At 74.3% G+C, this 26,988-nt stretch carries 24 protein-coding genes; 12 read left to right on the forward strand and 12 right to left on the reverse strand.

The window, feature by feature from the left end; translation table 11 throughout:
- Positions 1 to 77: 77 nt before the first annotated feature.
- Both ACFVVA_RS02600 and ACFVVA_RS02605 read right to left on the reverse strand, forming a co-directional pair.
- The gene (locus ACFVVA_RS02600; RefSeq protein WP_387684964.1) at positions 78 to 1,073 is read right to left on the reverse strand and encodes an ABC transporter substrate-binding protein; all 996 of its coding nucleotides are present in this window, start codon (positions 1,071 to 1,073) and stop codon (positions 78 to 80) included.
- A gap of 60 nt (positions 1,074 to 1,133) precedes the next feature.
- Positions 1,134 to 1,910, reverse strand: a complete 777-nt coding sequence (locus ACFVVA_RS02605; protein ID WP_387684966.1) for a MerR family transcriptional regulator — start codon at positions 1,908 to 1,910, stop codon at positions 1,134 to 1,136.
- 213 nt (positions 1,911 to 2,123) lie between these two features.
- Between ACFVVA_RS02605 and ACFVVA_RS02610 the strand changes: the two genes are divergently transcribed.
- The 3 genes from ACFVVA_RS02610 to ACFVVA_RS02620 are packed head-to-tail and all read left to right on the forward strand — an operon-like array spanning position 2,124 to position 5,604.
- The gene (locus ACFVVA_RS02610) at positions 2,124 to 3,698 is read left to right on the forward strand and encodes a flavin-containing monooxygenase (RefSeq protein WP_387684968.1); all 1,575 of its coding nucleotides are present in this window, start codon (positions 2,124 to 2,126) and stop codon (positions 3,696 to 3,698) included.
- Positions 3,695 to 4,702, forward strand: a complete 1,008-nt coding sequence (locus ACFVVA_RS02615) for an alpha/beta fold hydrolase (protein ID WP_387684970.1) — start codon at positions 3,695 to 3,697, stop codon at positions 4,700 to 4,702. The genes ACFVVA_RS02610 and ACFVVA_RS02615 overlap by 4 nt, the downstream gene beginning before the upstream one ends.
- On the forward strand, positions 4,699 to 5,604 hold the full coding sequence (locus tag ACFVVA_RS02620; RefSeq protein ID WP_387684972.1) for an SDR family oxidoreductase: 906 nt from the start codon (positions 4,699 to 4,701) through the stop codon (positions 5,602 to 5,604). Before ACFVVA_RS02615 ends, ACFVVA_RS02620 begins: the two co-directional genes overlap by 4 nt.
- Positions 5,605 to 5,711: 107 nt before the next feature.
- Here the strand turns inward: ACFVVA_RS02620 and ACFVVA_RS02625 are convergent, their stop codons facing one another.
- The gene (locus ACFVVA_RS02625) at positions 5,712 to 7,058 is read right to left on the reverse strand and encodes a PLP-dependent aminotransferase family protein (RefSeq protein WP_387684974.1); all 1,347 of its coding nucleotides are present in this window, start codon (positions 7,056 to 7,058) and stop codon (positions 5,712 to 5,714) included.
- Positions 7,059 to 7,183: 125 nt separating this feature from the next.
- On the opposite strand from ACFVVA_RS02625, the gene ACFVVA_RS02630 reads away from it, so the two are divergent.
- Entirely contained in the window at positions 7,184 to 7,846 is a 663-nt protein-coding gene (locus tag ACFVVA_RS02630; protein WP_387684976.1) for a LysE family translocator, read from the forward strand.
- A gap of 70 nt (positions 7,847 to 7,916) precedes the next feature.
- Here the strand turns inward: ACFVVA_RS02630 and ACFVVA_RS02635 are convergent, their stop codons facing one another.
- The 4 genes from ACFVVA_RS02635 to ACFVVA_RS02650 form a co-directional block, all read right to left on the reverse strand.
- The gene (locus tag ACFVVA_RS02635; protein ID WP_387684978.1) at positions 7,917 to 8,972 is read right to left on the reverse strand and encodes a serine hydrolase domain-containing protein; all 1,056 of its coding nucleotides are present in this window, start codon (positions 8,970 to 8,972) and stop codon (positions 7,917 to 7,919) included.
- The gene (locus ACFVVA_RS02640) at positions 8,969 to 9,922 is read right to left on the reverse strand and encodes a DUF6895 family protein (protein WP_387684979.1); all 954 of its coding nucleotides are present in this window, start codon (positions 9,920 to 9,922) and stop codon (positions 8,969 to 8,971) included. The genes ACFVVA_RS02635 and ACFVVA_RS02640 overlap by 4 nt, the downstream gene beginning before the upstream one ends.
- The gene (locus ACFVVA_RS02645; RefSeq protein WP_387684981.1) at positions 9,919 to 10,632 is read right to left on the reverse strand and encodes a hypothetical protein; all 714 of its coding nucleotides are present in this window, start codon (positions 10,630 to 10,632) and stop codon (positions 9,919 to 9,921) included. Before ACFVVA_RS02645 ends, ACFVVA_RS02640 begins: the two co-directional genes overlap by 4 nt.
- A gap of 82 nt (positions 10,633 to 10,714) precedes the next feature.
- On the reverse strand, positions 10,715 to 10,840 hold the full coding sequence (locus ACFVVA_RS02650; protein ID WP_380349161.1) for a hypothetical protein: 126 nt from the start codon (positions 10,838 to 10,840) through the stop codon (positions 10,715 to 10,717).
- 232 nt (positions 10,841 to 11,072) lie between these two features.
- Here ACFVVA_RS02650 and ACFVVA_RS02655 point away from each other — a divergent pair, with 232 nt between their 5' ends.
- Both ACFVVA_RS02655 and ACFVVA_RS02660 read left to right on the forward strand, forming a co-directional pair.
- Positions 11,073 to 11,846 carry an SDR family NAD(P)-dependent oxidoreductase gene (locus tag ACFVVA_RS02655; protein ID WP_387684983.1) on the forward strand — a complete coding sequence of 258 codons (774 nt, stop codon included), beginning with the start codon at positions 11,073 to 11,075 and terminating at the stop codon, positions 11,844 to 11,846.
- A gap of 197 nt (positions 11,847 to 12,043) precedes the next feature.
- On the forward strand, positions 12,044 to 13,882 hold the full coding sequence (locus ACFVVA_RS02660; protein WP_387684985.1) for an ABC transporter ATP-binding protein: 1,839 nt from the start codon (positions 12,044 to 12,046) through the stop codon (positions 13,880 to 13,882).
- Between the two features lie 85 nt (positions 13,883 to 13,967).
- Here the strand turns inward: ACFVVA_RS02660 and ACFVVA_RS02665 are convergent, their stop codons facing one another.
- Complete coding sequence (locus tag ACFVVA_RS02665) at positions 13,968 to 14,636, reverse strand: lysophospholipid acyltransferase family protein (protein WP_359898578.1); 669 nt, start codon at positions 14,634 to 14,636, stop codon at positions 13,968 to 13,970.
- Between the two features lie 176 nt (positions 14,637 to 14,812).
- On the opposite strand from ACFVVA_RS02665, the gene ACFVVA_RS02670 reads away from it, so the two are divergent.
- On the forward strand, positions 14,813 to 15,025 hold the full coding sequence (locus ACFVVA_RS02670) for an EF-hand domain-containing protein (protein WP_359898577.1): 213 nt from the start codon (positions 14,813 to 14,815) through the stop codon (positions 15,023 to 15,025).
- A 91-nt stretch (positions 15,026 to 15,116) separates the two neighbouring features.
- Here ACFVVA_RS02670 and ACFVVA_RS02675 read toward each other — a convergent pair whose 3' ends face one another.
- Complete coding sequence (locus tag ACFVVA_RS02675; protein ID WP_387684988.1) at positions 15,117 to 17,318, reverse strand: CDP-glycerol glycerophosphotransferase family protein; 2,202 nt, start codon at positions 17,316 to 17,318, stop codon at positions 15,117 to 15,119.
- A gap of 878 nt (positions 17,319 to 18,196) precedes the next feature.
- Here ACFVVA_RS02675 and ACFVVA_RS02680 point away from each other — a divergent pair.
- Positions 18,197 to 18,463: a hypothetical protein gene (locus tag ACFVVA_RS02680; protein ID WP_049650625.1), complete on the forward strand. Its 267-nt coding sequence runs from the start codon at positions 18,197 to 18,199 to the stop codon at positions 18,461 to 18,463.
- Positions 18,464 to 18,747: 284 nt separating this feature from the next.
- On the forward strand, positions 18,748 to 19,209 hold the full coding sequence (locus ACFVVA_RS02685; protein ID WP_380538050.1) for a YjbQ family protein: 462 nt from the start codon (positions 18,748 to 18,750) through the stop codon (positions 19,207 to 19,209).
- A gap of 77 nt (positions 19,210 to 19,286) precedes the next feature.
- Here ACFVVA_RS02685 and ACFVVA_RS02690 read toward each other — a convergent pair whose 3' ends face one another.
- Positions 19,287 to 19,841 (reverse strand): DUF1990 family protein, encoded by a 555-nt coding sequence (locus ACFVVA_RS02690; protein WP_387684990.1) that lies wholly within the window; start codon positions 19,839 to 19,841, stop codon positions 19,287 to 19,289.
- Positions 19,842 to 20,067: 226 nt separating this feature from the next.
- Here ACFVVA_RS02690 and ACFVVA_RS02695 point away from each other — a divergent pair, with 226 nt between their 5' ends.
- The gene (locus ACFVVA_RS02695; protein ID WP_387684992.1) at positions 20,068 to 20,286 is read left to right on the forward strand and encodes a hypothetical protein; all 219 of its coding nucleotides are present in this window, start codon (positions 20,068 to 20,070) and stop codon (positions 20,284 to 20,286) included.
- Between the two features lie 33 nt (positions 20,287 to 20,319).
- On the opposite strand, the gene ACFVVA_RS02700 is transcribed toward ACFVVA_RS02695, so the two are convergent.
- Complete coding sequence (locus tag ACFVVA_RS02700) at positions 20,320 to 23,355, reverse strand: AAA family ATPase (protein WP_387684994.1); 3,036 nt, start codon at positions 23,353 to 23,355, stop codon at positions 20,320 to 20,322.
- A complete protein-coding gene (locus ACFVVA_RS02705) occupies positions 23,352 to 24,521 on the reverse strand; it encodes an exonuclease SbcCD subunit D (RefSeq protein ID WP_387684996.1) in 1,170 nt (389 codons plus the stop codon). Before ACFVVA_RS02705 ends, ACFVVA_RS02700 begins: the two co-directional genes overlap by 4 nt.
- A gap of 264 nt (positions 24,522 to 24,785) precedes the next feature.
- Between ACFVVA_RS02705 and ACFVVA_RS02710 the strand changes: the two genes are divergently transcribed.
- Positions 24,786 to 25,970, forward strand: coding sequence for a hypothetical protein (locus ACFVVA_RS02710; protein ID WP_387684998.1), 1,185 nt, complete (start codon positions 24,786 to 24,788; stop codon positions 25,968 to 25,970).
- 307 nt (positions 25,971 to 26,277) lie between these two features.
- Entirely contained in the window at positions 26,278 to 26,949 is a 672-nt protein-coding gene (locus ACFVVA_RS02715) for an NUDIX domain-containing protein (RefSeq protein ID WP_387685000.1), read from the forward strand.
- Positions 26,950 to 26,988 lie beyond the last annotated feature (39 nt).

Below are 26,988 nucleotides of genomic sequence, written 5' to 3' on the forward strand. Positions count from 1 at the left end.
GGTGACGGGTGACGGGTGACGGATAACGGATGACAGATTTCATCATCTGTTATCTGTCATCGGACATCTGTCGTCCGTCACCCGCCCGCCGGCGCCAGGTCCCTGCGGATCTCGTCCAGGATCAGCCCGGCGCCGGTGTAGCCGATGCCGAGCATCCACAGGCTGTCGTCCACGCCGAACACCCGCCCGCTGCGTACGGCGTCCAGGCCCTTCCAGAGCGCGCCCTCGGTGATCCTTCCCCGGTCCGACTTGGCCGCGTCCCCGTACACGGAGTAGAAGATGACGTCGGCCGCCGCCTGGTCCACCTGCTCGGGGCTGATCTCCATCGAGAAGCCGGGCTTGTCCTGGTTGGCGGGCCGGCCGAGCCCGAGGTCCTTGAACAGCGAGCCGACGAAGGTGTCGTTGAGGTAGAGCCTGGTCGGCGCGCCCGCCAGGAAGCGGGCCATCTCGACCCGGGTGGCCGCCGCCCTGGCCGGTCCGCCGAGTGCGGTCACGAGGTCCCGCAGCCTGGTCCGGTACGCCGCGTCCGCGGCCTCGGCCTCGGTCTGGCGGCCCAGTGCCTCGGCGTGCAGCCGGACGTTCTCCTTCCAGGTCGGGCCGGTGGTCCTGGAGAGCACCGTCGGCGCGATCTTCGAGAGCTCGTCGTAGCGCTTGTCGTCGCGGACCTGATTGCTCAGGATGAGGTCCGGCCGCAGTGCCGCGATCGTCTCCAGGCCGGGCTGGCCGATCGCCCCGACGGGCTTCGTCCCGGACAGCCGTTCCGCCGGCAGGTAGGCGGGGAAGGGGGCGCCCGCGGTGACGGTGGTGGCGCCGACCGGGCTGAGGCCGAGGGTGATCACCGAGTCCAGCGCATCGGTGTCCAGGACCACCACCCGGCTCGCCCGCGCCGGCACGGTGCTCTCGCCGCGCGCGTGCCGGACCGTCCGCGTTCCGCCTGCCGAGCCGCCGCCGGTCGGGCCTGCCGCGCCAGCACCCGGCGCCGGGGAGCCGGACCCGCAGGCGGTGAGCACGACCCCGGGGGCGAGCCCGGCGGCGAGGCCGAGGGCGGCGCGGCGGCTGAGCGGTCGGGGCATCGGCGGGTACCTCCAACGTGCGGGCGGGACGCGGGGATCCCTGCCCGGACAACGGCCCGGTTACGCCTCGGAGCCGTTCTCCCGTCGCTGGCGCAGGAGTTCGGTGTACTCGACGTGCACCCGTCGGTCCATGGCGAGGGCGAACTGGGCGTCCGCGACCGTACGCGCCAGCGGCCGGACCCGCAGGATGCGCTCGGTGAGCCGGGCCGCCGCGCCGGGCGGCAGCGGGGCGTCGGCGGCCAGCGCGCTGAGCAGGTGCTCGCTGACCACCTCGATGAAGATCTCGGCGATGGCGTCCACGTGCTCCTGGGTGCGCCGGCTGGCCTCCAGCACGGCCGAGAGCGGCACCCCCTCCGCCACCAGCTCCGTGGTGGCGTCCATCAGCCGGCGGCTGACGTGGGTGATGCCGTCCTCCTCGACGGTGATGTAGCCCTGGGCGATCGACTCGGCGGTGTTCTCCTCGGTGAGCTGGTCGCCGAAGGCGGTCTTCAGTTCGTCCCAATCCAGGCGCACCGGGGTCTCGTCGGACCACGGCGCGACGATCGCCGCCTCCAGCCCGATCAGCTCGGCGACGTCCCGCCCGCTCTCGCCGGCGCCGATCAGCTCGGCGATGCCGCCCAGGGTGTGGCCGCGTTCGAGCAGTTCGCCGATCATCCGCAGGCGGGCCAGGTGCTCCTCGCCGTACCAGGCGATGCGACCCTCCTTGCGGGGTGGCTGAAGCAGTTTGCGCTCGCGGTAGAAGCGCAGGGTGCGGGTGGTGATGCCGGCGGCCTCGGCCAGTTCCTCCACCCGGTACTCGCGTTTTCTGTCGCCCGCAGCAGCTCTGACCTTGTCCACGGCGATCAGCATAGGACCGCCGGCCCGGAAGGTTCCCCGAACCGGAGCCGTCGTGCTTCTTCCATCCGGTGTCAGCAAGGGCTACCCTGCCAACCATGCCAGTGATTACTGGCGCGATTGGCAGGGTCCCGGAGGTGAGCCCCCGGGAGGTTCCGGGGCCGCGACCCCGGGAGAGCGCGACGATCACCGTCCCACCCTCAGGAGGTTTGCCGCATGGCACCCAGCAGCAAGCGCCCCCGCTCCGGCGCGTCCGCAGCGACCGAAACCGCCGCTGCGCAGGAGCCCGTCCCGCACGTCCGGGTGGCGGTGATCGGCTCCGGCTTCGGCGGCCTCGGCGCCGCGGTCCGACTGCGTCGCGCCGGGATCACCGACTTCGTGGTGCTGGAACGGGCGGACTCCGTCGGCGGCACCTGGCGGGACAACAGCTACCCCGGCTGCGCCTGCGACGTTCCCTCGCACCTCTACTCCTTCTCCTTCGCGCCCAACCCTGACTGGCCGCGCAGCTTCTCCGGCCAGCCGGACATCCGCGCCTACCTGGAGAAGGTCGCGACCGTCTTCGGCCTCCGCCCCCACCTGCGCTTCAACGCCGAAGTACTGGAAGCCCGCTGGGAGAGCGAGCGGACCCGCTGGCGGATCACCACCTCGGCCGGCGAGTGGACCGCCGACGCCGTCGTCTCCGCCGCCGGACCGCTCGCCGACCCGCAGATCCCCGACCTGCCCGGACTGAGCGGCTTCCCCGGCAAGGTCTTCCACTCCTCCCGCTGGGACCACGACTTCGACCTGACCGGCAAGCGCGTGGCGATGGTCGGCACCGGCGCCTCCGCCGCCCAGATCATCCCGTCGATCCAGCCCAAGGTCGGCAAGCTGACGGTCTTCCAGCGCACCCCGGCCTGGGTGCTGCCCCGGCGCGACCGCGAGATCACCCAGCTGGAGAAGTGGCTGCACGGCCGCCTGCCGGTCACCACGAAGATCCGCCGCGGCACGCTCTTCGCCCTCCGGGAGATCCAGGTCGACGCCTTCGTGCGCCGCCCCGGACTGCTGCGCCTGGTCCAAGGACTCGCCGAGCGCCACATCGCCCAGGGCGTCCGCGACCCGGAGCTGCGCGCCAGGCTCACCCCGGACTACCGGATCGGCTGCAAGCGCATCCTGCTCAGCAACACCTACTACCCGGCCCTCGCGGCGGCCAACACCGAGGTCGTCTCCTCCGGCCTGCGCGAACTGCGCGGCTCCACCCTGGTCGCGGCCGACGGCAGCGAGCACGAAGTGGACGCCATCGTCTTCGGCACCGGCTTCCACGTCACCGACATGCCCATCGGCGCCCGGGTGTTCGGCGCCAACGGCACCAGCCTGGCCGAGGAGTGGAAGGACGGCATGGAGGCGCTGCGCGGCTCGACCGTGCACGGCTTCCCGAACCTCTTCTTCGTCATCGGGCCCAACACCGGCCTCGGCAACAGCTCGATGATCCTGATGATCGAGTCCCAACTGAACTACATGATCGACGCGTTGACCACGCTCGGCTCGATCGGTGCCGCCGCGATGCAGCCCACCGCGCGCGCCCAGCGGCAGTGGAACCTCGAACTCCAGCACCGGATGGACCGCACCGTCTGGACCACCGGCGGCTGCCTCAGCTGGTACCTCGACCCGAACGGCAAGAACACCGTGCTCTGGCCCGGCTCCACCACCTCGTTCCGCCGGGCCACCCGCAAGGTCGACCTCGGCGAGTACGAGCTGATCATGCGCGCCGCACCGGCCGCCACCCGCACCACCGCCCAGGAGGTCCCCGCGTGAGCGCCCGGCTGCCCGATGACTACGAACCGCCGCTTCCGGTGGAGGAGTTGAGCGTCCGGTCGGCGGACGGCATCCGGCTGCACGTCGAGGTGCACGGCCGGCCCGGAGCGCCCACCGTGGTGCTCGCCCACGGCTGGACCTGCTCGACCGCCTTCTGGGCCCTGGTGATCCGCCGACTGTCCGACCGCTACCGGGTGGTGGCCTACGACCAGCGCGGCCACGGGAACAGCGAGATCCCGCCGAGCCGGGCCCGCTACTCGACCCGGGCGCTGGCCGAGGACCTGTCCGCCGTACTCGCGCGGACCGTTCCGGCGGGCGAACGGGCCGTGCTCGCCGGGCACAGCATGGGCGGGATGACCATCATGGCCGCCGGCGGCCGTCCCGAGGTCGCCGACCGCACCGCGGCGGCCGTCCTGATCTCCACCGGGCCGGGCGACCTCGTGGCCGAACTCACCGTCCTGCCAACGGCCGTACGGCCCCGGGGCCTGCGGCGCTTCCTGCACCGGCAGCTGCTGCGCTCCCGGATGCCGCTCGGGCCGGTCTCGCCGGTCAGCCGGATGGCGCTCAAGTACGCGACCATGGGGCCCGGTTCGGCCGCCGGCCAGGTCGAGGCGACGGCCCGGATCGTGCACGCCTGCCCGACCGCCGTCCGCGCCAACTGGGCCGCGGTGCTGGACCGGTTGGACGTCCACGCCGGACTCGCCCGGCTCGCCGCTCCCACGGCGGTGGTGGTCGGCACCGGCGACCGGCTGACCCCGCCGGTGCACGCCCACCGGATCGTTGCCGAACTCCCGGACGCACAGGGGTTGTTGCTGCTGCCCGGGGTCGGCCACATGTCGCCACTGGAGCGCCCGGACGAGGTCGCCGCCGAGATCCACCGGATGGCCGCCGCGTACCTGGCGTCCGCGCCGGCCGGTGCTGCTTCGGCCGGTGCCGCTCCGGCCGGTGGTGCTCCCGCCGGTGCTGCTTCCGCTTCCGCCGATGAGAGGACCGCCGTCGTATGAACGCCATCCCGCCGTTGTCCGCGCAGGTCGTCGTCGTCACCGGGGCCGCGCGCGGCGTCGGTGCGTCGCTGGCCCGCAAGCTCGCCCGGCGCGGGGCCAAGGTCGCCCTGCTGGGACTGGAGCCGGAGGAGCTGAAGGCCGCCGCCGCGCAGTGCGGGCCGTCCGCGAGCAGCTGGGAGGTGGACGTCACCGACCTCGACGCGCTGGAGGACACCGCCCGGCGGATCAAGGAGCACTACGGTCGGATCGACGCCGTCGTCGCCAATGCCGGGATCGCCATCGGCGGTCCGCTGACCGACAGCGACCACAAGGCGTTCAGCCGGGTCATCGAGGTCAACCTGCTCGGCAGCGTGGCCACCGCGCGGGCGTTCCTGCCGGCGCTCGCCGAGAGCCGCGGCTACCTGCTCCAGATCGCCTCGCTCGCGGCGCTGACCCCTGCGCCGCTGATGAGCGCGTACTGCGCCAGCAAGTCCGGGGTGGAGGCCTTCGCCCACTCGATCCGTGCGGAGGTGGCCTACCAGGGGGTCAAGGTCGGTGTCGGGTACCTGAGTTGGACCGACACGGACATGGTGCGCGGGGCCGATCAGGACGCCGTGCTGAAGCAGATGCGCTCCCGGCTGCCGTGGCCGGCGAACAAGACGTATCCGTTGGAGCCCGCGGTGGACCGGATCGTCGCCGGGATCGCCCGCCGGTCCGCCCACGTCTACGCGCAGGCCTGGCTGCGCGGGATGCAGCCGGTCCGCTGGCTGCTGCCGTCCCTGATCGCGGTGGTCGGCTCCCGGGATGTGGCCCGGCTCGCCCCTCAGCTCGCCGCCACCGCGGCGAGCCGCCTGCGCGCCGTCGGCGCGGGGGGTGCGGCGGACACCGCGGTCCGGGGGAGCCGGAGCGGGGCGGGCGACTGACGGGTGGGCACTGAGAGGCGACGGCCAGCGGCGGACAGCTGACAGCCGACGGACGACAGCGAACAGATGACGGACGACGGCTGACAGATTTTGAAATCTGTCAGCTGTCAGTCGTCAGCCGTTCGCCGCTCACCCGCCCCCTCCGCGATCCCCGCCAGCGTCTCCAGCGCCCGCGCGAGCACCGGCAGCGGCGGGGAGGCGAGCCCGACCCGGACGGCGGAGGGCGAGCGCCGGGGGTCGACGGCGAAGGCCGCCGCGGGCGTGACCGAGATCCCGGCACGCGCCGCCTCAGCGACGAAGGCCTCCGCCCGGCGGCCCGTCGGCAGCTCCCACCACAGGTAGTACGAGCAGGGGTCGGACCGCAGCCGTCGTCCCGTCAGCACCTCACGTGCCAGCAGCTGCCGGGCCCTCGCGTCGGCCCGCTTCGCCGCCTCCACCGCGGCCAGCGTGCCGTCCCCGATCCAGCGCACCGCCGCCTCCAGCGCGAAGCCGCTCGGCGTCCACCCGCCCGAGCGCAGCGCCCCCGCCACCCGCTCGCGCAGCGCCGCCGGGACGACCGCGAACCCGGTGGTCAGTCCCGGGGCGAGCCGCTTGGAGAGGCTGTCCACGAGCACGGTGCACTCCGGTGCGAGCGCGGCCAGCGGCGCGAGCTCGGGCCGCAGGAAGGACCAGATGGCGTCCTCGACCACCGGCAGGTCGAGCCGTCGCAGCACCGCGACGAGTGCCACCGCCCGCTCCTGCGGCAGGCTCGCGCCGAGTGGGTTCTGCAGGCGCGGCTGGACGTACACCGCGCGCAGCGGCCCGGCCCGGTGGGCGGCGGCCACGGCCTCCGGCAGCAGCCCGTGCTCGTCCACGGCCAGCGGCACCAGCACGATGCCCAGCCGGTCCGCCACCGCCTTGACCACCGGATAGGTCAGCTCCTCCACGCCCAGCCGCTGCCCGGGCGGCACCAGCGCGGACAGGGCCCCGGCGATGGCCTGCCGCCCGTTGCCGGCGAACAGCAGTCGCTCCGCCCCGACCTCCCAGGAGCCGGCCGACGCCAGGCCCGCGAACGCCCGCCGGGCCGCGACCGTCCCGGCCGCGCCGACCGGCCGCAGTGCGTCGCCCAGCGCGTCCGGACGCAGCAGCGGCGCCAGGGCGCCCGCCAGCAGCTCGGCCTGCCCGGGGACGGAGGGGTAGTTGAGCTCCAGGTCCACGGGGGCGGCGGCCGGCTCCGCGAGCGGCACCCGGGCGCCGTCCGGTGCGCGCCCGGCCCGGACGAACGTCCCGCGCCCGACCTCCCCGACGGTCAGCCCGCGCCGGGCCAGTTCCCGGTAGACGCGTCCGGCGGTCGAGTTGGCGATGCCGCGGCTGCGCGCGAAGGCGCGCTGGGTGGGCAACTGCTGACCGGGCCGCAGCCGCCCGTCGGCGATCTCGGCGGCGATCCGGTCGGCGATCAGGCGGTAGTCGTCCATCGGCGGTCGGCCTCCAGAGGTCGGACGGGCCCAGGCAACGGCCCCACGCGCCGGCCCTGGGCCACATTGCACCGAGTGCAAAGTCATCATTGCATCGACCCGATGGTTCGTCCTAGCCTCCTCGCATGGAAGCGTTGACATCGGCCGTGGACGGCCGGGCCGTACTCGGGATCGCCGCCGTGGCCCTGGGCATGGTGCTGTCGCCCGGGCCCAACATGATCTACCTGGTCTCGCGCTCGATCGCGCAGGGCCGCCGGGCCGGGCTGGTCTCGCTGACCGGGGTCGCGACCGGCTTCCTGGTCTACCTGGTCGCGGTGACGGCGGGAGTGGCCGCGGTGTTCTCCGTGGTGCCCGCCCTCTACACCGCGATCAAGCTGGCCGGCGCCGGGTACCTGCTCTGGCTGGCCTGGAAGGCGGTCAAGCCGGGCGGCACGGCGGTCTTCGCCCCGCAGCAACTGCCGCCGGACCCGCCGCGTCGACTGTTCGCGATGGGATTCCTGACCTGCCTGCTCAACCCCAAGATCGCCATCATGTACATCTCGCTGCTGCCCCAGTTCGTGGCCCCGGAGCGCGGCCACGTCGCCGTGCAGAGCCTGCTGCTGGGCCTGGTCCAGATCGCGATCGCGATCACCGTCAACGGCCTGATCGCGGTGAGCGCGGGCAGCATCGCCGCCTTCCTCAACCGCCGCCCCGGCTGGCTGCGGATCCAGCGCTACGCGATGGGCACCGTCCTCGCCGTCCTCGCCGTGCGCATCGCCGCCGACCGCGCCAAGGCCGTGGCGGTCTGAAGCCATGGTGCTCCGAGGCCGCAGCGGTCCAGGTGCGAGGTGCGGGGTGCGGGGTGCGGGGTGAGGAGCGTTACGTGCTGCGGCCGGTGACGGTCCGCAGCACCTCGTACCCCGCCTGGACGAAGCATCCGCCGCGCTTCGGGCCGGTGTTGGCGAGGGCCGCCACGGCGGTCGCGCCCGTCGGAGAGAACCCGACGAAGGCGGTGAACCCGCGGGTCGCGCCGGTGTGGAAGTACAGCTCGCGCCCGCCCGAGCGGCGGTGGTTCCACACCAGGCACAGCTCGTCGGGGGAGTGCGGAAGCCGCAGCCTGACCCGTTGGACCTCGGCCAGTGGCTTCGCCAACTCGCCGTCCTCCTGGCCGAGATGGGCCTGGAGGTAGCGCAGCAGGTCGCTTCCGCTGGCTCGCACCGCGCCCGCGCCCGGCAGCCCGGGGATCCGCCAGGTCGGCATCGCCCGTCCACGCCGGTAGCCGGTCGCCCGGCTCGGCACGTCCGGTACATCCGGTACGTCCGGCGAGTCCGGCGCGCATGTGGTGGCATCGAGTCCCAGTGGCCCCAGGATCCGCTTGGCGAGCAGCTCCCCGTACGGCAGTCCGCCTGTCTCGGCCAGCAGTCGCCCGAGCAGTCCGACCCCGTAGTTGGAGTACCGGTACATGCTGCCGGGCCTGCCGCGCACGGTGGTTCGGGCCAGGGCTGCTCTCAACCGCTCGTCGCCGAACGCCGCGTACGGGTTGGTCTGCCAGGTCGGCACGGCTCCGGAGAGCAGTCCGGGCGGCAACCCGGGCAGCCCCGAGGTGTGGGTGGCGAGGTGCAGCAGCCGGATCGGCTCGGGGGAGCGGACGGTCATCGGATGCCAGTCGGGCGGCAGTCGGTGTTCGACCGGGTCGTCGAGGGCGAGTTCGCCGCGCGTGGCCAGGTCGGCGAGCAGCAGCGCGGTGAACGTCTTGCTGACCGAGCCGAGTTCGAAGACGGTGTCCGGGGTGCATGGTGCCGCCCGCCCTCGCGCGAGGCGCCCGAAGCATCGCACGTCCTCATGCCCTTCGCGCGCCACGGCCACGGTGACCGCTGTCGCGTACGGCGCGGCCGCCCGCACTGCCGCACGGACGGCCGTGTCGAGTTCGTTCATGCGGCCGCGATGTCGGCGGTGTCGGCGCCGTCCGCGCCGCCGAGTGCCCGGGAGAGTGCGACCGTCGAGGCCACGACCGCGACCACGGCGGTGTGTTCGTGTGCGCGGATGGCCAACTCCTCGTCGTCCTCGATCGGTTCGTTGTCCCGGGGCACCAGGCCGTCCGCCCGCTGCACCGAGGCCAGGGCCTCCCAGCCGGACCGCCCGGTGATGGGTTCCCCGATGCACGAGTCGACGATCAGCAGCTCGCCGACCAGGTCCCACTCCCCGATCTCCAGCCAGATGTCGAGCCAGACCGGCAGCCAGTCGCGCAGGTAGTCCCGCATCGGTTCGGGCAGGTCCTGGGGTCGGGCGCCCCAGTCGGTGAGGTGGAAGACGGTGTGGGTGACCTGGTAGGCGGTGGACCAGGAGACGGTCCAGGGTTCGGGGAGCGCGCCGAGCCAGGTGCGGGCGGCGAGCGTGGCCCAGTCCGGCCGGTGGCTGAGTCCGATGATCCGACGCGCGTTGGCCACGGCCAGCTGCCGGCTGCCCTGGATCTCGACGGCGTGCACGGCCCGCAGCCGGCTGAGTGATTCGAGCAACTCCTCCAGTGCGGCGTGCCGGTGGCCGATCCGGGCGAAGTGGGCGTACGTCTCCAGTGGGTCCGTGATGGTGACATACCGCAGCTGGCGCTCGTAGAGCATGTCGCCCTCACGCAGCTGGCCCCAGGCGGTCGTGAGGAGGTCGCGCGCGGCATGGATGTCGTGCGGTCCGGCGACCCCGTCGCGCAGCACCAGGGAGGAGGCCATCGCGACCTCGCAGAGCGGCTTGTAGATGTCGTCCGGTTCGGAGAGGTTGATGACGCTGTTGTCCGCGAACTTGCCGTAGCTGCCCTGGTACGACGTGTGCAACCAGGACAGCGCGCGGGTGCCGAGCTGTTGGGCCATGGTGAGCGTCTGGGTGTCGGTCATGCCGGGCTTCCCTCCAACAGGCGCTGGGCGACGGCGAGTTCGAGGCGCGTCCGGACGGCTCCGATGCCGACCAGGCGGCTCCGGTCCAGGACCGGTTCGACCTCGAGCCGTGGCGGGAGCCCCTCGGCGCTCGTCCAGGCGAGCCAGCGGGCGAGCCGTACGGCGGTGGTGAAGTCCCGTCGGAGCATGGAACGGACGGTGCCGTGGGCGAGGTGCAGGGTGCCGGAGCGGGCGGCGTCGTGCACCGGACCGTCCAGTCCGGGCAGTGCGAGCACGGACAACTGCGCCATCCGTACCGACCAGGACTGCCAGCCCAGGTCGGCCGGTCCGGGCAGGGGGGAGGGCGGTGAGGCCGGTGCGGCGTCCCCGTGCGGTGTGCGGGCGAGCAACCGGTCGATCGCCCAGTCCTGCCAGTCGATGACCAGCGCGGCCTCGGCGGATGCCGGTGCCGGGGCGGGGAAGGCCCGTCGGGCCTCGGCGAGCAGCGCGGCGGTGGGTCCGTCGGGCTCGGCCCCGGCGAGCAGTTGCGGGGTGAAGAGGTCGGCGCCGAGCACGCGCACCGCGGCCAGCAGCGGGCGGGGCGCGGCGGTGTCCGGGTCCGCGAGTGCGGCCGCACCCCCGGCGCCCCGGAGGGCGTCGAGGGTCCGGCCGGCCACCCGCTCGACCGCCGCGGCGTACTCGTCACGGAGAGGGGTTTCGGCGAACGGCATGGTGGTGAGCTACTCCTTCAGGAGACTCGGGATGGGCGCGGGGACCCCAGGGGCGCACGGCCCGGTGGGGCGGGGGGCCCGGCTACCGGATCGGCTTCTCCTTCGGTCCCTTCGGGGAGAGCAGGACCAGGCCGAGCAGGAGCAGGAGCCCCGCGGCCTCGGGCGAGTACGTGGGCGCGTCGGACACGACGGCCTCTTCCTCCACCATCAGGCTCGCGAGTGTCTCGGCCTCAAGCGTCGCGCTGCGTGACGTCGTTGCCGTTCCGGTCCGGAACTGAGTAAGCATCAGAAGTGCCTCCTCGTCTGGATTTCACCGCCCGGTCGGACGATGCCCCCGTTCGACAGTACGAGCACCTCCGGTGACCTGCATCCGCAGCCCGCTGAGCTGGGGCATCGCCCTGGATGTGGGCCCTGTCGCGGCGAGTCGGTACGGTCGGGGCATGACCACAGCCTTGATCACCGGCGCGACCGCCGGCATCGGAGCCGCCTTCGCCCGCCGGCTCGCCCGCAGCGGCTACCAGCTCGTGCTGGTGGCCCGGGACACCGAGCGCCTGGAGCGCGCAGCCGCCGACCTGCACGGCAGGTACGGCATCGAGGCGGAGGTGCTGACCGCCGACCTCGCGACCGACGAGGGCATCGGCGCCGTCGAGGCCCGGCTCGCCGATGCCGCCCGCCCGGTGGACCTCCTGGTCAACAACGCCGGCTTCGGCAACAAGGGCGCCTTCGGCACGGTTCCGCTCCAGGACGAGCTGGCCATGCTGAAGGTGCACATCGAGGCGATCCTGCGGCTGACCACGGCCGCCCTGCCCGGCATGCGGGAGCGCGGCCGCGGTGCGATCGTCAATGTGGCCTCGGTGGCGGCCTTCCTGCCGCGCGGCACGTACGGCGCCAGCAAGGCCTGGGTGGTGAGCTTCACCCAGGGCGTGCTGCGCGACCTCGGCGGTACGGGCGTGCGGATGATGGCGCTCTGCCCGGGCTTCACCCGGACCGAGTTCCACCAGCGGGCCGGCATGGGTACCGGCAACATCCCGTCCTGGTCCTGGCTGTCCGCCGAGCGGGTGGTGGACGAGGCGATGCGCGACCTGGCCCGCGGCCGGGCCGTGTCCGTGCCGGGCAAGCGGTACAAGGCCGCCGTGGCCATCGCGCGGGTGCTGCCCTCCGGCAAGCTCGGCGGGGTCTCCTCGAAGGCGGCGCGCACCTACCGGACCAACTGACGACCGGGGCGGTCGGGCGGTCGGGTGGTCGGGTGGTCTGGCTCGGCGCCCGGCCGGTCGGGCAGTCGGGCGCGGATCGGCGGGAGCCGAGGAATAGAGCAACCCTCACTATTAGCTTGTCTAACTATGAGCTATCCTCGCTATGCTGACCCCAGCCCGACCGTCCGCCCGACCGTCCCACCCAGGGAGGCCCGTCCTTGAGGCCCACCGCCATCGACTGGACCCCGCCCGAGCGTGCCGAGGGCGATCCCCGCCCCTCGGCCGAGTGGCGCCGCATCCTCGCGCTCTTCCGCCCGTACCGGGGCCGCCTGACCGTCGTCGGGCTGCTGGTGGCCGCCTCCGCGGTGGTCTCGGTCGTCTCCCCGTTCCTGCTCAGGGCCGTCCTGGACATCGCCATCCCGCAGGGCCGCACCGGGCTGCTCAGCCTGCTCGCGCTCGGGATGATCCTGACCGCCGTGGTGAACAGCGTCTTCAACGTCCTCCAGACGCTGATCTCCACCACCGTCGGCCAGCGCGTGATGCACGACCTGCGCACCTCCGTCTACGGCCACCTCCAGCGGCAGTCGCTGGCCTTCTTCACCCGAACCCGCACCGGCGAGGTGCAGTCCCGGATCGCCAACGACATCGGCGGCATGCAGTCCACGGTGACCTCCACCGCGACCAGCCTGGTCTCCAACCTGACCGCGGTGGTCGCCTCCGTCGTCGCCATGGTCGCGCTCGACTGGCGGCTGACCGTCGTCTCGCTACTGCTGCTCCCGCTGTTCGTCTGGATCAGCCGCCGGGTCGGCCGGGAGCGCAAGAAGATCACCACCGAGCGGCAGAAGCAGCTGGCCGCGATGAGCTCGGCGGTCCAGGAGTCGCTCTCGGTCAGCGGCATCCTGCTCGGCCGCACGATGGGCCGCTCCGGTTCGCTGGCCCGGGAGTTCACCGACCAGTCCGACCGGCTCGCGGACCTGGAGGTGCGGGCCGGCATGGCCGGGCGCTGGCGGATGAACACCATCATGATCGTGATGGCCGCGATGCCCGCGCTGATCTACTGGGCTGCCGGGCTGACCTCCGCCGCCGGCGCGCCGATCGTCTCGGTCGGCACCCTGGTCGCCTTCGTCACCCTCCAGCAGGGCCTCTTCCGCCCGACCGTCAGCCTGCTCTCCACCGGCGTGGACGTGCAGACCTCCCTGGCGCTCTTCCAGCGCATCTTCGAGTACCTCGACCTGCCGGTGGAGATCGACGAGCCGGCAGACCCGGTCACCCTGACGGGCATCCGCGGCGAGGTCCGCTTCAAGGACGTCGACTTCCGCTACGACCCGGAGCAGGAGCGCCCGACCCTGGCCGGCGTCGACCTCACCGTCCCGGCCGGGAGCTCGCTGGCCGTGGTCGGCGAGACCGGCTCGGGCAAGACCACCCTCAGCTACCTCGTGCCGCGGCTGTACGACGTCACCGACGGGCAGGTCACCCTGGACGGCGTGGACGTGCGCGAACTGTCCTTCGACACCCTGGCCCGAGCGGTCGGCGTGGTCTCCCAGGAGACCTACCTCTTCCACGCCTCGGTCGCCGAGAACCTGCGCTTCGCCAAGCCCGGCGCCGACGACGCGGAACTGGTCGAGGCCGCCCGGGCCGCGCAGATCCACGACACCATCGCCGCCCTCCCGGACGGCTACGACACCCTCGTCGGCGAGCGCGGCTACCGCTTCTCGGGCGGCGAGAAGCAGCGCCTCGCGCTGGCCCGGACGATCCTGCGCAACCCGCCGGTGCTGATCCTCGACGAGGCCACCAGCGCGCTCGACAACCGCACCGAGCGCGCCGTCCAGCAGGCCGTGGACACCCTGGCCGCCGGCCGCACCACGATCACCATCGCACACCGGCTCTCCACCGTCCGCGCCGCCGACCAGATAGCCGTCCTGGACCACGGCGAGGTGGTCGAACTCGGCACCCACGAGGAGCTGGTGGCGCTGGACGGCCGGTACGCGGCGCTGCTGCGCCGGGAGGTGCCGGAGGCCGCCGGGCAGCCCGAACCGGCCGTGCTCGGGCGCGTGTGACGACCCGGGGCGCGGGTGCGGGCGCGGGTGTGCGCGCCGGTGACGGACGCGGCGGTGACGGACGCTGCGGTGACGGACGCGGCGGTCAGGCCGCCTTCGGCACCTCGTTGTAGCTCTCCGCGACCTCCTGGCCGGAGAGCCGCTGGATGGCCGCCATGACCTCGTCGGTCACCTGCCGACGGGCCTTCAGCGAACGGGCCTGCCCGTGCAGCTCGTCGAAGTGCAGCGGCTCGCCGAAGCGGACCGTCACCTTCTTCAACCGCGGGATCCGCTTGCCCACCGGCAGGATCTGCTCCGGACCCTCCAGCGCCACCGGCACGACCGGCACGCCCGCGGTCAGCGCGAGCCAGGCGACGCCCGTCTTGCCCCGGTAGAGCCGGCCGTCCAGCGAGCGGGTGCCCTCGGGGTAGATGCCGAAGGCCTTGCCGTCCTCCAGGATCTCCAGCGCCGACTCCAGCGAGGCCTGAGCGGAACGGTAGGTGCCGCGCTCGACCGGCACGGCTCCGATGGCCTCGAAGAAGTCCTTGGAGAGCCGGCCCTTGAGCCCGGTGCCGGTGAAGTACTCGGCCTTCGCGAGGAAGTGGACCCGGCGCGGGGCGGTCAGCGGGATCACCACGCTGTCGATGAAGGACAGGTGGTTGCTGGCCAGGATCACCCCGCCCTTGCGCGGCACGTTCTCGATTCCCTCGATGGCCGGCCGCCAGATCCCCCGCGAGACCGGTTTCAGCACCAACTTGGTGACGAGGTCGAGCACGATTCCCTCCCTGGACGAACGACCGCCCGGGAGGAGCCCGGGCCTGCAATCAGATCCGCAGACTACGACACCCACCCCCGCGCACGTCCACTCCCGGCGACCGTGGCGCGCGCCACGGCCGGGTAGGGTACGGCCGTCCGAACCGAGCGACACCCCGCAGTACCCAGGAGGGCACGATGGAGACCACCGAGGCGATCAAGGCCTTTTTCGACCGTTTCGACAAGGACGGCGACGGCAGGATCACCCCGGCCGAGTACGCCCTGGCCGCCAACGAGATGGGCGACCACGACGTCACCATCTCGATGGCCGAGGCGCTGATCCACAGCATGGACACCAACCACGACGGCGTCCTGACCTTCGAGGAGTTCCTGGCCGCCCGCCGGCGCTGAACCCGCGCCGACGGGGCCGGTCGCCGTACCGGCGGCACCGGCCCCGTCCGGACGCCCCCGCTGTTCTCCGCGGGGTCCGCCGCAGGGGCCGCTACTCCTCCACCGGGAACACCCGGCGCACCACCCGCTCCGAGGCCCCGCCGTCGTCCCAGACGCAGAACTTCGCCCGGAACCGCGCCCGCGCCGCCGGCTCCGGGTCGCCCGCCAGCAGCGCCCGCGCCAGCCCGTCCGCGTCCACCGTGACCGCGCCCGGCGGCTCCGCGAACAGGTCGAAGTAGACGCCGCGTTCCCGCTGGTACTCCTCCCAGTCCGGGGCGAAGATCACCACCGGCCGGTCCAGCACCGTGTAGTCGAACATCATCGACGAGTAGTCCGTCACCAGCACGTCCGCCGCGAGGTAGAGGTCCTCGACGGTCGGGTGCGCCGAGACGTCCACGATCCGCGCCGATTCCGTGCCGGCCGCCGACAGGTCGCCCGGGCCGTCGGTGTGGAAGTAGTGGGTGCGCACCAGCAGCGTGAAGTCCGGGCCCAGCCTCCGGGCCAGCGCCGCCACGTCCAGCAGCGGCACGTAGCCGCCCTTGCTGCCGCGGTGGGTCGGCGCGTAGAGCACCGCCCGGGTGTCCGGCCGCAGCCCGAGCCGCTCGCGCATCTCCCGGACCTCGTCCGGAGCGGCGTTCGCCAACCGGTCGTTGCGCGGGTATCCGGTGTCCAGCATCTCGTACCGGCCCGGGAAGGCGCGGGCGAAGTGCCCGCTGGTGTGCGGGTTGGGGGAGACCAGGAAGTCCCAGCGGTCGACGGCCTCCTGGAGCAGCTCGAAGTCCATCCCCTCGGCCGCCGCCGGGTGGTCGCGCAGGTCCATGCCCATCGCCTTGAGCGGGGTGCCGTGCTGGGTCTGGACGTGCACCGTGCCCGGCCGCTTCGTCATGGTGCGGGGGAAGTTGACGTTGTTGACGAAGTACTTGGCGGTCGCCATCGCCCTGAGGTAGGCGGGGGTGTTGACGATCACGTGCGGAACCCCGGGCGGCAGCGCGGCGGCCTGGGCGCGGTTCTCCACCACCCACACGCCCCGGATCCGCGGGGCAAGTTCCTTCGCCTTCTCGTAGATCGCCGCCGGGCTGCACGCGTAACCCCGGTGCCAGTAGGCGGCGTAGACGGCGAGGTTCTCGTCCAGCGGCAGCCGGCGGAACGCGTTGTACGCGGTGAACCGGGCGCCGCTGCGCATCCCCTTCTTCACCGCGGGCGCCACCGCCCTTGCCCCGCGCTTGAGTTCGCGCGGCAACCGCCCGGTGCGGCGCAGCTCCGCGTAGGCGATCCGGGCGCCGCGGGCGGCCAGCCGGTACTGCACGCCGCGCACCCCGCCGGGGAAGCGGTAGCCGGCCGGGCGGTGGCGGTCGAAGTGCCGGGCGATCCGCCGGAAGAAGTCCTTGCGCAGGTCGGCGGGGACAAGCCCGGGGGTGTCGTAGACGTTCAGCGCCTGGCGGACGGTCCGGTCGAAGACCAGGGTGCGCAGCGGGTCCGGGACCGGCCGGCCGGGGCGGTCCGGGCGGTCCAGGAAGGCGAAGATCGCGTCGTACTGGGCGAACACGTCCGCATGCTTGGGGGAGGAGGTGGCGGTGATCGCGCCGTCCCGGCCGCGCCGGTAGAAGTAGCAGGGGCGGTCGAGGTAGCGCAGCCGCTCGGCGGCCAGCAGCGCCGGGTAGGTGACCGAGATGTCCTCGTAGTAGCCGCGGCCGAAGGAGACGCCGAGGCTGTCCAGGAAGGCGCGGCGGAACAGCTTGTTCCACACCGACATCACGGTCTGGAACAGTGCCGGGTGCTCGGCCAGGGTGCAGCCCTCGACCAGCGGGGAGCCGGCCAGCACGTGGTGCCAGGGGTTGGGCTCGGTCCCGCCGTCCGGGTAGACGTGGGTGAAGTCGGTGATCAGCACGTCGGCGGGGGTCTCCCGGCGGCGCTCCTGCGTCAGCTCGTCCAGCAGCGCGCCGACCGTCCCCTCGGGCACCCAGTCGTCGCTGTCCACGAACCAGACGTACTCGCCGCGGGCCTGCGGCAGGGCGGCGGTGCGGGCGCCGCCGAGGCCCTGGTTCTCGGTGAGGTGCAGCACCCGCAGCCTGCTGTCGCGGGCCGCGTAGACGTCCAGGATCGCGCCGGAGCCGTCGGGGGAGAGGTCGTCGACCGCGATCACCTCGAAGCGGGTCTCCGCGGCGGGGGTGTCGCCGAGGAGCGAGTCGAGGCAGTGCGGGAGGTACCGCTCCACGCCGTGGACCGGGAGCACGATGCTGAGGAGGAGGGACACGCTGGCCGAGTGTACCGATCCACCGGGTGCCACCTGCGCGGACGTCCGGTGCGGGGCTTCCGGGGTGGTGGCCGGGGCGGTGACCGGGGGTGGCAGTGGTGGTGGGGCGGCTCGCGGCAGGGGCCGTGGTGCACCCGGAACCGCCGGTGCCGGGCCCCTTGCGGGGCGGCACCGGCAGTCAGGTGGCGGTCCGGCCGACCCTCGACGGCCGACCGCCGGTCCGGGCACCGCGCGAGCCGGGCCGCCGCAGCGTCGAGGCGGCCGGGCAGTGGCTCGCGGGAGCCGGAGTTCTTCATAAATCGAACACACGCTTGGGTGCGGTGCGGGCACTGGCGTGTGCAATCAGATACTGCTTGGAGGTTCGGCGGGAGTCAATCCCTCGAATGTGTTCACTTCCTGAAGTCGGTCGGTCACGGTGTCGGCCGGCGCCCGGTTCGGCCGGGCCGTGCACGGATCGGGTGCGGCGAACGCCCCCCGATGATCGCTTTGTCGATGTGGCGGCCGTCTCCCGGCTGTCCCCTATATGGCGGCGCGGGCGGGGCGCGGGTGAGGTGCGGGTTGGGCGCGGGCGGGCCGTTGGTGGGGTGCGGGCGGGCCGCGGGGCCCGGTTCCGCAGGGGCGCCGCCGTGCGCCGGGCGCGTGTCGTGCGTGTGCCGTGCGTACGGTTGCCGCACCTCGCCTGCCGGACCGGGTGACGGACGGCCGGTCGTGCACCATCATTGATGCCTAGTCGTGACCGGCCTGGTGGCCCCTGGTGCTTCGTCAGTTGACGCCGCACGATACGGTGGCACAACACCAAGGACGGTTGCGCGAAGGCCGTCCTTCACGGATAGTCTTCGCCTCACGGCCCTGGCGCCTCGTAGGGGTGGGAAAAACTGATGGAACACATGCAAGTGCGGACTCGGCCCCGCGTGCCGGCGATCCAGTGCGGTGTCGGCACGACCGGCCGCCGGATCGACCGACACCTGGCCGTGCTCGGCGCGCCCGCACTCCCGGCGGTGGACACCGCCGAAGCACTCGGGTTGATAAGGGAGCTCACGCCGCGCGGCGCCGAGGCCCCGACGACCCGTCGTCGCCACACCAGGATCTCGCTGCTGACGCCGCTGCGTCGGTTGCGGCGGAGCCTCTTCGGCGGGCGCGGCTAGTTCGACCGGCGCGGTACGGGTCCCTCCCCGCCGCCCGGTCGGGAACCGACCCGGTGGACCGTCCGGTCCACCGGGTCTTCGGTGTGTCCGGACGATGTCCCGGGTTCGGGCCCGGCGGGGCTCGGTGAAGGCCTCGGTGAAGGCCCGGGGTGGGGGCTCCGGCGCGTGCCGCGCCGTCCGGGTGATGTGGTCTGAACCTTTCACCCTACGCGAGTTCGCCTCCCCGGCGCGGCGAGTCGGCGAGGGAGTACGCCCGGCCCGCTGACCTGGGACAGGATGGCGCCATGGCGGACAACAACCACTCCACCCGGACCGGCTCCTTCCCGGACACCACCTTCCAGAGCGGCACCATCGAGATCACCACCGGCAACCGCGAGGTCGCGCTCGACATCACCGACCGCTGCGCCGCGTTCCTCGACGAACGGGCCACCGGGCGCGACGGCCTGCTCAACATCTTCGTCCCGCACGCCACCGCGGGGATCGCGGTGCTGGAGACCGGCTCCGGCAGCGACGACGACTTCCTCGCCACCCTGCGCGACCTGCTCCCGGCCGACGACCGCTGGCGCCACCGGCACGGCAGCCCCGGCCACGGCCGGGACCACGTGGTGCCCGGCCTGGTCGCCCCGCACGCCACCCTGCCGGTCCTCGGCGGCCAACTGGCCCTCGGCGTCTGGCAGTCGGTGGTGCTGATCGACACCAACGGGGACAACCCGCGCCGGACCGTCCGGCTGTCCTTCCTCGGCTGACTTTGGCGCGGTGCGCGGGGGGCGCGCCCCGCCCGGGCGGGCTCGGTGGTCCGGGCGGGTTCGGCGGGCTTCACGACTCAGCGGACGTGCGAGGCCACCGCGGCGAGGTAGCGCTCGATCGCCAGGTGCTGGCAGAGCAGCGCCACCGGGCGGCCCAGCCTGGCGTACCAGGCGGACAGCCGGGAGAATGCGGTGACCTCGAACCACACCTCGCCGTCGGCGTCCATCGACACCAGGAACGCCTCCTCGCCGCGCTCGGGGTGCCCGGGGAGGGTTCCGTACCCGAACCCGATCCGGTCCGGCTCGTCCACCGTCCACACCACCCGGCAGGGGATCACCAGACGCGGCCGCCGGCTCCCCGGCAGGTTCAGTCGCAGCAGCACCGTCCCGCCCTCCCGGGCCGGGCCGGCGGGGTACACCGCGAAGCCGGTGCCCAACTGGCTGCCCCAGCCGAGCACGTACCGGCCGGCCCGCTCCAGAACCTCCGCGCCGCGCCCCAGGTGGACCCGCCGCCGCAGGTGGGCGTAGCCGTCCGGCAGCCGTCCGCCCCCGCCCCGGGTGGCGCCCACCTCGGGGTACGACGGGGCGGTGGCGTGGGCGGCGAGGAGACGTCGGTGCAGGTCGGTGGGCATGCCGGTCACGGTAGCCGCCGGGCGGGAGGGGACCTGCGGCGGGGCGGGGCGGGTTTCAGTGAACGGCCTTCAGCGAACGGTCTTCAGCGAACAGATTTCAGATGACGGATTTCAGCGAACGTTTTCTGAAATCTGTTCGCTGTCATTCGTCCGCCGGGGCGCTCGGGCCGACTCGGCCGGGGCCGAGCCTGTTGCAGCTCAGCGGGGAGCGGAGTAGGAAGGCGGCATGAACGACACCGGTACGAACCAGGAAGCGGCCGTCTGCGAACTCGTGTCCGAGGGCGGCGCGGAGGCGGCGCTGCGGCACGACCCGGAGGCGACCGGGCCGCGCGCCGACTGCGTGCTGTGCGGGGAACCGACCGAACTGCCCGCCGACCGGCCCGGCAGCACCCTCTGCCCGGTGTGCGCCTGGCAGCAGGCGCAGCGGATCGCCTGCTCGGGCTGATCCACGGCCGACCCCGGACTCCCCGGGGTCGGCCTACGCGTCCTCCCGCCCGGCCAGCGCCAGGGTCGAGCCGCGCCGCCCCTTGCGGACCAGCAGCTGGGCGGGGATGCGGCTGCGCAGGTCGGCGACGTGGCTGACGATGCCGACCGCGCGGTCCCGCTCGCGCAGGCCGTCCAGGACGTCCATGACCTCCTCCAGGGCCTGCTCGTCGAGGGTGCCGAAGCCCTCGTCGATGAAGAGGGTGTCCAGCGGCATGCCGCCGGCCTCGTCGGTGACGACGTCGGCCAGTCCCAGGGCGAGGGAGAGCGAGGCGAAGAAGCTCTCGCCGCCGGAGAGGGTCGCGGTGTCCCGCTCGGTGCCCGTCCACGCATCGACCACCCGCAGGGCCAGGCCCGAGCGCTTGGTGCCGCTGCCCCGGTCGTCGCTGTGCACCAGGGTGTAGCGCCCGCCGGACATCCGGACCAGTCGGTCGCTGGCCGCCGCCGCGACCTGCTCCAGCCGGGCCGCCAGGACGTACGACTCCAGGCGCATCCGCAGCCGGTTGTCGGCGGCGGTGCCGGCCGTGAGTGCGGCGAGCCGGGTGATCCGCCCGTACCGGTCCAGCGCGGGGGCCAGTTCGGCGGCGAGCCCGGTCAGCTGCCGCCCGATCGCGGCCAGCGCCCCGCAGCGCTCGCGGGCCGCCGCGTGGGCGGCGTGCGACCGGCCGAGCCGGTCGGTGGCGGCGCCGAGTTCGGCCGCGACGGCGGGCAGGTCCACCGGCGGACGGCCCGCGGCCTCGGCCAGCTCCGGCAGCCCCAGCTCGCGGCGGACGGCTGCGGTCTCCGCGCGGTGCCGCTCCAGTCGGGCCTCCAGCCGCTCGCGCTCCTCGCGCGGCAGCAGCACCGCCAGGGCCGCCGCCGGGTCGGGGAAGCCCGCCGCGGCGGCGGCCTTGCCCAGTTCGTCCTCGGCCTCGTCGAGCCGGGCCGCCGCCTCCGTCCGGGCCCGGACGGAGTTCGCCGCCACGGCGACCGCCTCGGCGAGCCGGGTGAGGGCCGCGGCCCGGTCGGCGACCGAGGGCGCGTCGCCCCGGGCGGCCGCCACCCGGGCGGTCAGCGTCCGCTGCTCGGTGCCGAGCGCCAGCAGCCGGTCGGAGAGGACGGCGGCGCGCTCCTTGGCCTCCTGCAACTCGTCGACCCGGCGGGTGCGGTCCTGCGACAGCCGGGCCATCTCCTGCTCGACCCGGCCGAGCGCCTCCGCCGCGTGCCGTGCCCCGCGATGCTGGTCCTCCAGCCCGGCCAGGGCCTGCGCGAGCGCCTCCGTCGTGTCCGGCCCGGCCGCGCCGGCGGCGGTGGCCTCGCGCACCCGCAGTGCGGTGAGCGCCTGGTCGGCTTCCGTCCAGACCCGCTCGGCGTGGGCCTGCGCCCGGCGCGCCCGCTCCTCGTCCTCGGCGCCGACCCGGCCGCCGGGCGCGGCCTCGGCGGGCGCCGGGTGTTCCGGCGAGCCGCAGACCCGGCAGGCCTCTCCCGTGCGCAACTGCTCGGCCAGCTCGGCGGCCATGCCGCTCAGCCGGCGGTCCCGCAGGTCCAGGCTGTGCTCCCGGGCGTCCAGCGCGGCGGTGCGCAGCGCGACCGTCCGGGGCTCGGCCGCGGCGATCTCGGCGCGCAGGCCGTCGCGCTCCCGCGCCGCACCGAGGCGTCCGGTCAACTCGGTGCGCTGACCGTCCAGTTGCTCGACCCGGGTGGTCGCCGACCGGGCCTCGGCGTGCTGCTGCTCCAGACGGCCCAGTTCGCCCTCGAACTCGGCGAGCCAGTCCTCGGCCTCCTCGGCCAGTTCCTCGGCGGCGCGCCGGTCCTGTGCCAGGGAGCCCTGCTCGCGGGTGAGTTCGGCGCAGCGCCGCTCCTCCGCCCGGGCCGCCTCCAGCCGGACCACCTCGGCCCGCAGCCGCAGCTCGGCCTCGGCCAGCCCGGCCGCGTCGGCCCCGGCGAGATCCCGGCCCCCGGCACCGGATCCGGCCAGCAGCTCGCGGTGCCGGCGCTCCAGCTGCCGCGCGCGCCCGAGTGCCTCGGCCGCGCTCTCCCGCAGTCGCAGGGCGGACTCCACCCCGACGGCCTCCTGCGCGGCGGCGAGCCGCCGCCGGTCCGCCGTCGCCGCGGGCTCGAAGCCGGCCAGCCGCTCGGCCCGGTCCAGCGCCTCGCGGTGCCTGCGCTGGCGACCGGCCAGCTCCTCGGCGGCCTCGCGGCGCTCCTGGGCGGCGCGCTGGGCGGCCCCGGCGCCGACGAGGGCGGCCTCGGTGACGGTGAGCTGCTCGGCCGCGCCGCTGCGCAGGACCGCCGCCCAGCCGAGCACCCCCGCGGCCAGACCGTCGTCGTCCTCGGCCGGCACCCAGCCCGCGGCGGGTTCGGCGCCCGGACCGGCCGCCTGCTCGGCCTTGCTGGCGAGGTCCCGCAGCCGGCGCCGGCCGGCCTGGACGGCGGCCTCCTGGCCGCGGCGCTGCTCGGCCAGCCAGGCCTCCACGTGCTGGAACCGCTCGGTGTCGAACAGCCGCCGCAGCAGCTTGCCGCGCTCCTCCGAATCGGCCTTGAGGAAGCGGGCGAAGTCGCCCTGCGGCAGCAGTACCACCTGGCAGAACTGCTCCCGGTTCATGCCGATCAGCCGGTGGATCTCCTCCCCGGCCTCCTGGTGCGACTTGCTGATCCCGCGCCAGCCGGGCGCGCCGTCGCCCGTGTCGAGGACCCACTCGCGCAGCAGGGTCTGCGCCCGCTCGACGGTGGTGCCGCTCCCGACCTTCTTCGGCCGGCGCTGCTCGGGCAGCCGGGTGACCTGCAGCCGCCGCCCGCCGAGGGTCAGCTCCAGCTCCACCGAGGTCAGCCGCTTCGGGTCGGCGTGGTCGCTGCGCAGCCGGTTGGCCCGGCGCGCGCCCGGCGTCTCGCCGTACAGGGCGAAGCAGACCGCGTCCAGCACGCTGGTCTTGCCCGCGCCCGTCGCGCCGCGCAGCAGGAACAGCCCGCCGGCGGCGAGCGCGTCGAAGTCCACCGTCTCGCTGCCCGCGAACGGGCCGAAGGCGGTGACGGTGAGCCGGTGCAGCCTCATCGGGGCAGGTCCGCCTTCCGGTCCGTGGTCTCCCGGACGCGCTCGAAGCCCTCCCGCAGCCAGCCGAGCTCGTCCGGCTCCGGCTCGGCGCCGGGGCGGACGTGCCGCAGGAAGCCCTCCGCGATCTCCAGGTCCCCGCGGCCGCTGACCCGCGCCGCGTACGACTGCGAGGGCTCGGCCTCGCTCCGCTCGGGGTCGAACAGCAGCTGGAGGGTGTGCGGGAAACGGCGGCGCAGCCGCTCCATCGGCTCGCTCGGCCGCGCCGCGTCGGTGAGCGTGGCCTGCACCCAGGACTGCTCGTGCTCGGCGTACCGCTCGTCGGTGAGCAGCGCGTCGAGGGTGTCGCGCAGTGTCGCCAGGCGGCGCGGCTCGGGACAGGGGACGCGGTCGGCCGTCACCGAGCCGTCGGCGGCCAGGTCGACCAGCCACATGGTCTTGCGCTGGTGCACCTCGGAGAAGGAGTAGGCGAGCGGGGAGCCGCTGTAGCGCAGGTGCGGGGCGAGCGTCTGGCTGCCGTGCAGGTGGCCGAGCGCGGCGTAGTGCACGCCGTCGAAGACCGACGCCGGGACGGAGGCGACGCCGCCGACCGCGATGTCCCGCTCGCTGTCGCTCGGCGCGCCGCCGGTGACGAAGGCGTGCGCCAGCACCACCGCCCGGGTGCCGGCCGGGCGTGCCGCGAGGTCCTCCCGGACCCGGTCCATCGCCGCCCCGAGCACCGCCGCGTGCCCGCCCTTCGTCAGCCCGAACCGCTCGCGCACCAGAGTCGGCTCCAGGTACGGCAGCCCGTACACCGCCACCGGGCCGTGCTCGTCCGCCAGCAGGACGGGCTCGGCGCACTCGCCCGGGTCTGTCCGCAGGTGGATGCCGGCCCGGCCGATCAGCCCCGCCCCGACGCCGAGGCGGCGGGCCGAGTCGTGGTTGCCGCTGATGAAGACCGTCGGCACCCCGAGGTCCGCCAGCCGGTGCAGCACGTCGTCGAACAGCGCGACCGCTTCCAGCCCGGGCAGCGCCCGGTCGTACACGTCCCCGGCGACCAGCACGGCGTCCACGCCCTCGGACCGGACCACCTCCACCAGGTGGTCCAGGAAGGCGCGCTGGGCGTCGTGCAGGCTCTCCCGGTGGAACGAGCGCCCGAGATGCCAGTCGGAGGTATGCAGCAGTCGCATGGTTCCCGACCCTAACCCGCAGCACTGACAATCCCGCCCGACCCGGTGGAACCACTGGCCCCTGGCACCCCTGGCACCCCTTGCGTCCGGGGCCGGGGCCCCGGGGCCCCGGGGCCGAGCGGCGGTGGGCGGGGTGGGCGGCGCCGAGCCCGTTCGGTCACTCCGGGTGAATTGTCAGTGGCTCTGTGTATGTTCCTCGGCGTCGGCCACTCCCGGTCGGGGTGGTCGGCGCGATCCGGTGTCGGAGGGCGAGAAGGAGGAGCCATGGCTGCGGTACGGAAGTCGGTGCGCGAGGTGCTGGGCGCCGCGGCGGGGTGGTCCCCGCGGGAGCGCCGGCGGGTGCTGGTGCTGGGCGGGCGGCGGCCGGGTGGCGGTGCCGGTGGGGCGTCGACGGGCGGGCCCGGCGGGGCGGTGCCACCCGGGGGCGGGCGGCCGCCGGGGGCCCGGGCGGGAGGGGACGGTGCGCGGGCCGCCGGCCGGGGGAGCGGCGGCCGGGCCCGGGGCGCGCCGCCGCCCCACCCGGTGGCGCTGGCCCTGGCCGTCGACGCCGGGGACTTCGCCGGGCTCGCGCAGTACGGGCTGTTCGGCGGGCTCGGTCACCAGGCCTACCTGCGGCGGGCGGAGGAGCACCTGACGGCCCTGCACCGGCAGGGGCTGGAGGTGCACCTTCGGGTCCTGGAGGCGGGCGACTTCGAGGACTACTGCGCGGCGCTCGGCCTCGACCCCCGGGCACCCGCCGCCCGGGTCGCCTACGCGGGCGATCCGGAGCTGGCCGGGGAGCCGTTCGTCTACGCGGGGGAGCGGCTGGCCGAGTTGGTCCCGGTGCTGCTGGACGACCACCGCGCACGGGTGCGGATGTCCGTGGCCTGTGCGGCTCTGCTGGGCGCCGTCGGTGACGACCCGGCCGGGCAGCTCCGGATGGCCGCCGTGATGCGGTACGTGACGTCGGTCTACCTCGCGCTGGCCGAGGGCGCGGGGGAGGGGTGCCATCTGCTGACGCTGCGCTGCCACGGCCCGGAGGACGGCGAGGAGCTCACCTCGGCGGTGGACGTCTGTGTGGAGGAGGGGCTGCTGTACCCCGCCGGGCGGGACGCCGAGGCGTTCTGCGTCACGCTCGCGGCGGGCGTCGCCCTGGGCGGGGAGGGGGCGCTGCTGCTGCACGGCGATCCGTCGGTGGGCGTAGGGGCCGACGGCCGGAGCGACGACCGGTCCGGCCCGGTCGGCCGTCCACCCGGGCCCCCGGCCGGGGAGGCCCGGCCCCGGCCGCCGGTGCGCGGCTGGGCGCTGACCGGCGGACGGCTGCGGCCGATGACCGCGCACGAGGTGTTCGACGAGTTGGCGGACGACGCCGCGCGCGGGCTGCCCTTCCCGCCCGGGGTGGACCCTCGGCCCGGGTTCCCGCTGCCCGGCTTCCGCGACCCCGGGGAAGGGGGTGGGCCGCTGGGGTGATCGGGGCGTCCACCGCCTCCGCGTCCACCGCGTCCGTCGTCTCCGCATCCACCATGCGGCGCTGGGGACTGTTCATCGACCGCGTGTTCGGGGAAGATTCGGAGAAGATCAACAGCAGGAGCGCGCGGTGCCCCACGCCGCCGTTCCGGCCGCTCCGCCCCGTACCGCGCCCTGCAGGTCCTCCCCGCGCACCGCCGGTCCGGCGAAGCCCGACTGCGAGAGGGGGACGGATGAGCGAGCGGAGCGAGCTCGGCACCGGGAGGTGCGCGGGGGCGAGCGTCCCCGTCGAGCGCCGCGGGGCGAGAGCATGAGCCCGATCGAGTACAGCGCGGAGGTCGCGGAGCTGCTCGGGAAGGTACGGCGGCGCCCCACGGCGGGCTGGCCGTGGCGGCCGGGCGAGCCGGTGCCGGAGGGGCTGCCGGTCAAGCAGTCCTGGGGGTGGCTGTTCGTACCCGACGGGCGGGTGCTGACGCTGGTGAACCCCCGGGACGGGATCTGCTCGCTGCCCGGCGGCTCGCTGGAGCCGGAGGACGATGGGGACCCGGCGGCCGCCCTGGCCCGGGAGGCGGCCGAGGAGGCGCAGGCCCGGATCGGCCGGCCGTACTACCTCGGATACCTCTACGACCGGGTCGGTTCGGCGAACGGCGGGCACGAGTGCGCGCGGGTCCGGATGGCGGCGGTGCTGCGGTCGGTCGGCCCGAGTGCGGCCGACCCGGCCTCGGGCCGGCACTACCGGCGGCTGCTGGTCGCGCCGGGCCTCGCCGTCGAGCTGCTCGGCTGGGGCGCGCCCGGGTTGCGCCAGGCCCGGGCGGCGGTCGCCACTGCCGCCCGCTGGCTCGGCGTGCCCGCGGCCGCGAACGAGGCGATCGAGGAGTTGCCGGTCGAGGGCTGCACGGTCTCCCCGGGCACCGTGTATCCGGGTGCCGGGTACACGGGCGCCGTGCAGCCCGGTGGTGGCCGCCCCGGCGCGCGGGGCTGACCTCGCGCGTCGCCGTACTCCCGAGCGACGTCCCTGCGG

Origin of the sequence: Kitasatospora sp. NPDC058048 (assembly GCF_042885555.1) — a bacterium.
Classification (GTDB): Bacteria; Actinomycetota; Actinomycetes; order Streptomycetales; family Streptomycetaceae; genus Kitasatospora; species Kitasatospora lactacystinica.

Excerpts from the sequence above, each read along its gene's own strand:
- ACFVVA_RS02600 (WP_387684964.1), bottom strand. The coding sequence starts at position 1,073 with ATGCCCCGACCGCTCAGCCGCCGCGCCGCCCTCGGCCTCGCCGCCGGG.
- ACFVVA_RS02610 (WP_387684968.1), top strand. The coding sequence starts at position 2,124 with ATGGCACCCAGCAGCAAGCGCCCCCGCTCCGGCGCGTCCGCAGCGACC.
- ACFVVA_RS02620 (WP_387684972.1), top strand. The coding sequence starts at position 4,699 with ATGAACGCCATCCCGCCGTTGTCCGCGCAGGTCGTCGTCGTCACCGGG.
- ACFVVA_RS02625 (WP_387684974.1), bottom strand. The coding sequence starts at position 7,058 with ATGGACGACTACCGCCTGATCGCCGACCGGATCGCCGCCGAGATCGCC.
- ACFVVA_RS02630 (WP_387684976.1), top strand. The coding sequence starts at position 7,184 with ATGGAAGCGTTGACATCGGCCGTGGACGGCCGGGCCGTACTCGGGATC.
- ACFVVA_RS02635 (WP_387684978.1), bottom strand. The coding sequence starts at position 8,972 with ATGAACGAACTCGACACGGCCGTCCGTGCGGCAGTGCGGGCGGCCGCG.
- ACFVVA_RS02640 (WP_387684979.1), bottom strand. The coding sequence starts at position 9,922 with ATGACCGACACCCAGACGCTCACCATGGCCCAACAGCTCGGCACCCGC.
- ACFVVA_RS02645 (WP_387684981.1), bottom strand. The coding sequence starts at position 10,632 with ATGCCGTTCGCCGAAACCCCTCTCCGTGACGAGTACGCCGCGGCGGTC.
- ACFVVA_RS02650 (WP_380349161.1), bottom strand. The coding sequence starts at position 10,840 with ATGGTGGAGGAAGAGGCCGTCGTGTCCGACGCGCCCACGTACTCGCCC.
- ACFVVA_RS02655 (WP_387684983.1), top strand. The coding sequence starts at position 11,073 with ATGACCACAGCCTTGATCACCGGCGCGACCGCCGGCATCGGAGCCGCC.
- ACFVVA_RS02670 (WP_359898577.1), top strand. The coding sequence starts at position 14,813 with ATGGAGACCACCGAGGCGATCAAGGCCTTTTTCGACCGTTTCGACAAG.
- ACFVVA_RS02680 (WP_049650625.1), top strand. The coding sequence starts at position 18,197 with ATGGAACACATGCAAGTGCGGACTCGGCCCCGCGTGCCGGCGATCCAG.
- ACFVVA_RS02685 (WP_380538050.1), top strand. The coding sequence starts at position 18,748 with ATGGCGGACAACAACCACTCCACCCGGACCGGCTCCTTCCCGGACACC.
- ACFVVA_RS02690 (WP_387684990.1), bottom strand. The coding sequence starts at position 19,841 with ATGCCCACCGACCTGCACCGACGTCTCCTCGCCGCCCACGCCACCGCC.
- ACFVVA_RS02695 (WP_387684992.1), top strand. The coding sequence starts at position 20,068 with ATGAACGACACCGGTACGAACCAGGAAGCGGCCGTCTGCGAACTCGTG.
- ACFVVA_RS02700 (WP_387684994.1), bottom strand. The coding sequence starts at position 23,355 with ATGAGGCTGCACCGGCTCACCGTCACCGCCTTCGGCCCGTTCGCGGGC.
- ACFVVA_RS02705 (WP_387684996.1), bottom strand. The coding sequence starts at position 24,521 with ATGCGACTGCTGCATACCTCCGACTGGCATCTCGGGCGCTCGTTCCAC.
- ACFVVA_RS02710 (WP_387684998.1), top strand. The coding sequence starts at position 24,786 with ATGGCTGCGGTACGGAAGTCGGTGCGCGAGGTGCTGGGCGCCGCGGCG.
- ACFVVA_RS02715 (WP_387685000.1), top strand. The coding sequence starts at position 26,278 with ATGAGCCCGATCGAGTACAGCGCGGAGGTCGCGGAGCTGCTCGGGAAG.